We start from the raw sequence: 4,008 nt of genomic DNA, 5'->3' as shown, positions 1-4,008 counted from the left end.
AGCGGCCCGGGCGCGAGCGGACCTGCGACTGTCGGCCCGTCCACAAGCGGCCCGGTGACTGCCGGTCTTCCATACCGATCCTTTACGACCCGGGAGCATCCATGTCCAAAGTCTCGGTCCTGATACTGCGCGCCGCGGGGATCAACTGCGACGAGGAAACGGCCCACGCCTTCCGCCTCGCCGGCGCGGAACGCGTGGATCCCGTCCACATCAATGCCTTCATCCAGGGGCGCCGTCGTCTTTCCGAGTACGACGTGCTGGTCCTGTCGGGAGGGTTTTCCTACGGCGACGATCTCTCCGGCGGCAAAGTGCTCGCCAACGAGATGCAGTGCAAGCTGATGGAAGACGTGGAATCGTTCATCGCGGAAGGCAAACTCATCCTCGGCATCTGCAACGGATTCCAGGTGCTGGTCAAGATGGGGCTGCTGCCCCAGACGGAACCGGGCGGCAGGCGGCAGGAAGCGACAGTTTTCTACAACGACTCCGGCAAGTTCGAGTGCCGCTGGGTCTACCTGCGCAGGAACCCCGACAGCCCGTGCGTCTTCACCCGGGACATGCCGGAGACCATCTACATTCCTGTGGCGAACGGGGAAGGCAAGGTCATGCTGGCTTCGGAGGACGTGCGGGCGCGGCTTGGACCGGGCGGCCACGTGGCGTTGCAGTACGTCAACCCGCCCTGGGAGGCCGCCGGGGGAACCGCCGAGGAGGCCGCCGGGGGAACCGCCGAAGTGGATGCCGGTGAGGCGACCGCAGCGGCCGACCAAGAGGCCGCAGGTGTCGCCGCCGGGGAGACGGCCTATCCCTGGAGTCCCAACGGTTCCGTGGACGCCATCGCCGGGATCTGCGACGCCACGGGACGGATCTTCGGGCTCATGCCTCATCCGGAGCGTTACACCCACCCGACCCATCATCCCCGGTGGACGCGGGAGGGATACCGGGAACCGGACGGCCTGCATATCTTCCGGAACGCCGTGAACTATGTCCGCGGGGTTCTGTAGCTGCCGATGGGAGCGCGCTTAAATGAGCTTCCCTCCGTTCACCCGAGCCATCGAACGCCGCATGTACGTGATCGGGATCCTCCTGGTCCCCGTCGCGTTCTTCGTGCTGCTCAGCCTCGCAACCCACGCCGAAACCGACTACCCCAATTCGAGCCGCGGTCCGGGTGAAGTCACCAACCTGGGCGGCCTGCCCGGCGCCCTGGTATCCTACGGCGTGATGCTCGCCCTGGGATACGGGGGATACGTCGTCCCCGTCCTCATCGGACTGCTCGCCTGGAACCGGATCCGCGGACAGCATCCGGTGAGACTGTTCGTACAATCCGCCTGGCTGCTGGTCCTCGTGGTTGCCGGAATCTCCACGGGGAGCCTGATTCCGGTCCTACCCGAGTACCTCAGGTTCAGGATCGGCGGGGTGCTGGGGTACTACCTGGGCGGCCGGATGGCGGGTGCGCTGGGCGTGGACTGGTCGCTGATACTGGGCGGCGTCTTGTTCCTGGTTGTCCTGGTGGCCATGCTGTACTTTTGCCTGATCAGACGAAGAGCGATCGGACGGCGTTCCCACCAACCTGGAAGCATGCCATCATGAAGCGATGCTTGCCGTTTCTGCTCGTCCTCGTTACTTCCTCTGCTTTCGGCGGCCCACTGCCCGATCAGCAGATGGTGCGGGGGAACGTCCCCGGCGGTGAACCGGGGATTTCCAGCGGTGAACCGGGGATTTCCGACCGCCTCAGGAACGAACTCGCCTTGCGGCCGTCCGACGATCTGCTGAAGGTATGGGTCTACCTGGCGGACAAAGGACTCGACCCGGGGACCGGAATCGGCGCCGCGCTGGCGGCTGCCGAGGACCGCCTGTCGCCCCGTGCCCGCCGGCGGCTGTCGACAAGAAGCGACCGGCTGGCGGGATGGGAGGATATCCCGGTCCACGTGCCCTACCTCGAGCGCATCGAAGCGTTGGGGGGCAGGATCCTCCAGGTGTCCCGGTGGCTGAACGCGGCGAGCGTGTCCATCCCGGCCGGGGACATCGACGGCCTGGCCGGCCAGCCCTTCGTGCTGAACATCGACGTGGTCGCCAGTCTCCGTCATCCGCGCCCCTTGCCGACGCGCCCTTCCGGCCAGCCGGGAACGGACGCCAGGTTCCGGGCGATCCGGCCCGCTCGACTCGATTACGGTCCTTCCTTCATTCAGCTGAACCAGTTGCAGGTACCGGAACTCCATGATCTGGGGCTTACCGGAAACGGTGTGCTCGTGGCGATCTTCGACACGGGATTCAGCCTGGATCACGTGGCCTTCGACAGCTTGAGAACCCGGGTGGAAGCGCGGCGCAACTTCCTTCGGGACGAAACCGGTTTCACCGGCCTGGAGGACACCGGTCACGGTACGGTGGTGCTCGGTACGATCGGTGGATACGCGCCGGGCGAGCTGATCGGTCCGGCTTTCGGCGCCCGTTACCTTCTCGCAAGCACGGAGGCCGTCGCATTCGAGAACGAGATCGAGGAGGACTTCTGGGTGGCCGCCATGGAATGGGCCGACAGTCTCGGCGCGGACGTGATCAGCAGTTCGCTCAGTTACCCCGACTGGTATTCCTATGAAGATATGGATGGCGAAACCGCCGTGATCACCCGGGCGGCTTCCATGGCTTCGGACCGTGGGATCGTGGTCGTGAACAGCATGGGAAACATGGGCGGCGCCCCCTATGAAAAGATGGGGGCGCCTGCCGACGCGGAGAAGGTGATCTCCGTCGGAGCCGTCGACGCATCCGGCAGTCGCTGGGTCTCCTCCTCCATCGGCCCCACTTTCGACGGCCGCATCAAGCCGGACGTGATGGCCATGGGGGAGGGCGTCTACACGGTGGATCCGTTCACCGCCGACGGTTACATACGCGAAAGTGGCACATCCTTCTCTGCGCCCCTGGTGGCGGGCGTCGTCGCGCTCATGCTGGAAGCCTACCCCCACTGGACGCCCGGGCAGGTGCAAAGCGTACTCCGCCGGACGGCCGGCCAGGCCGCCGCTCCGGATACCCTGAACGGGTATGGCATCGTCCACGCGCTGAATGCCCTGATGACCGAATCGCGGGGGGTCGTGCGGTCCCTCACGGCCGAGGGCGGGCCGAGCGGTGTGTTCCTCGTCTGGACCGCGGGACTGGAAATCAACCTGCTGTCCTACCGGATCGACCGCAGGGATTACCCCGATGGAACATTCGAAGTGCTGGCCTCGGTACCGGTAACTCGGACCGGAGGCCATTTTCAGGGTTCGAACGCCTACTATTACACGGATACGACCGCGCAACCGGGTTCGTCCTACGAGTACCGGTTACAGCCCATGGGCCGCGCGGGACTGGCGTTGACGGCGGAACCGGTCGTGATCCGATTCGATTACGAGTCCGGCGCGTCCGGTGAACTGGCGGCGGTCCTTTATCCGAATGCGCCGAATCCCTTTGCTTCCAGTACGCGCATACGCTTCGAACTGTCGGAGCCTGTCCACGTTACCTTGACGATATACGATCTGCTCGGCAGAAAGATACGGGTGCTGGTCGATGAAGCACACGGACCGGGCAGATACGTACGAACCTGGAACGGTATGGACGGCGCCGGCCGAGCCGTGCCCAGCGGCGTGTACCTGTACCGCATGACCGCCGAAGGGATCGAGCAGAATGGCAAGATGCTGCTGCTGCGTTAGGGGCGGCGCGCTGCTCGGAGATCTTCGATAAAGAGGTTGACATCCCGGCGGGTTCCGGTTTATATAGCCTTAGCAGCAGACAGTACGAGTTTCCGGACGTGCAAGACAGATACAAGTCAGCGCAAACTAAGCTACTTACGCCATTCATTCGCAAGGGGGTTGGACATCATGGTCACCGTTACGGACGTCGCCGCCGACAAGATCAAAACCATGATCGAGGACCAGGAAAATCCGGATCTAGGACTGCGCGTCATGATCTCCGGCGGGGGATGTTCCGGCTTTCAGTACAAGCTTGCTTTCGACAAGAACGCGACCGACAACGACCAGATCATCG

The 4,008-nt window shown here is 64.1% G+C and carries 4 protein-coding genes; all 4 read left to right on the top strand.

The genetic code is table 11. The features are described 5' to 3' along the window. The first annotated feature begins 101 nt into the window (after positions 1–101). A complete protein-coding gene (locus OXT71_10725; GenBank protein ID MDE2926859.1) occupies positions 102–998 on the top strand; it encodes a phosphoribosylformylglycinamidine synthase subunit PurQ in 897 nt (298 codons plus the stop codon). 22 nt (positions 999–1,020) lie between these two features. Continuing rightward, positions 1,021–1,584, top strand: coding sequence for a DNA translocase FtsK 4TM domain-containing protein (locus OXT71_10720; GenBank protein ID MDE2926858.1), 564 nt, complete (start codon positions 1,021–1,023; stop codon positions 1,582–1,584). After that, positions 1,581–3,674, top strand: coding sequence for a S8 family serine peptidase (locus tag OXT71_10715; protein ID MDE2926857.1), 2,094 nt, complete (start codon positions 1,581–1,583; stop codon positions 3,672–3,674). Before OXT71_10720 ends, OXT71_10715 begins: the two co-directional genes overlap by 4 nt. Positions 3,675–3,842: 168 nt before the next feature. Next, on the top strand, positions 3,843–4,008 hold a 166-nt coding region (locus OXT71_10710), incomplete at its 3' end, for an iron-sulfur cluster insertion protein ErpA (protein MDE2926856.1).

It is taken from the genome of Acidobacteriota bacterium, from assembly GCA_028874215.1.
Classification (GTDB): Bacteria; Acidobacteriota; UBA6911; order RPQK01; family JAJDTT01; genus JAJDTT01.
Note: the sequence above shows the minus strand (reverse complement) of the source record. Positions and strands in the feature narration are given on the sequence as shown.

Bases quoted from the DNA above. Each gene is read 5' to 3' on its own strand.
- OXT71_10725 (MDE2926859.1), top strand. From the start codon at position 102: ATGTCCAAAGTCTCGGTCCTGATACTGCGCGCCGCGGGGATCAACTGC.
- OXT71_10720 (MDE2926858.1), top strand. From the start codon at position 1,021: ATGAGCTTCCCTCCGTTCACCCGAGCCATCGAACGCCGCATGTACGTG.
- OXT71_10715 (MDE2926857.1), top strand. From the start codon at position 1,581: ATGAAGCGATGCTTGCCGTTTCTGCTCGTCCTCGTTACTTCCTCTGCT.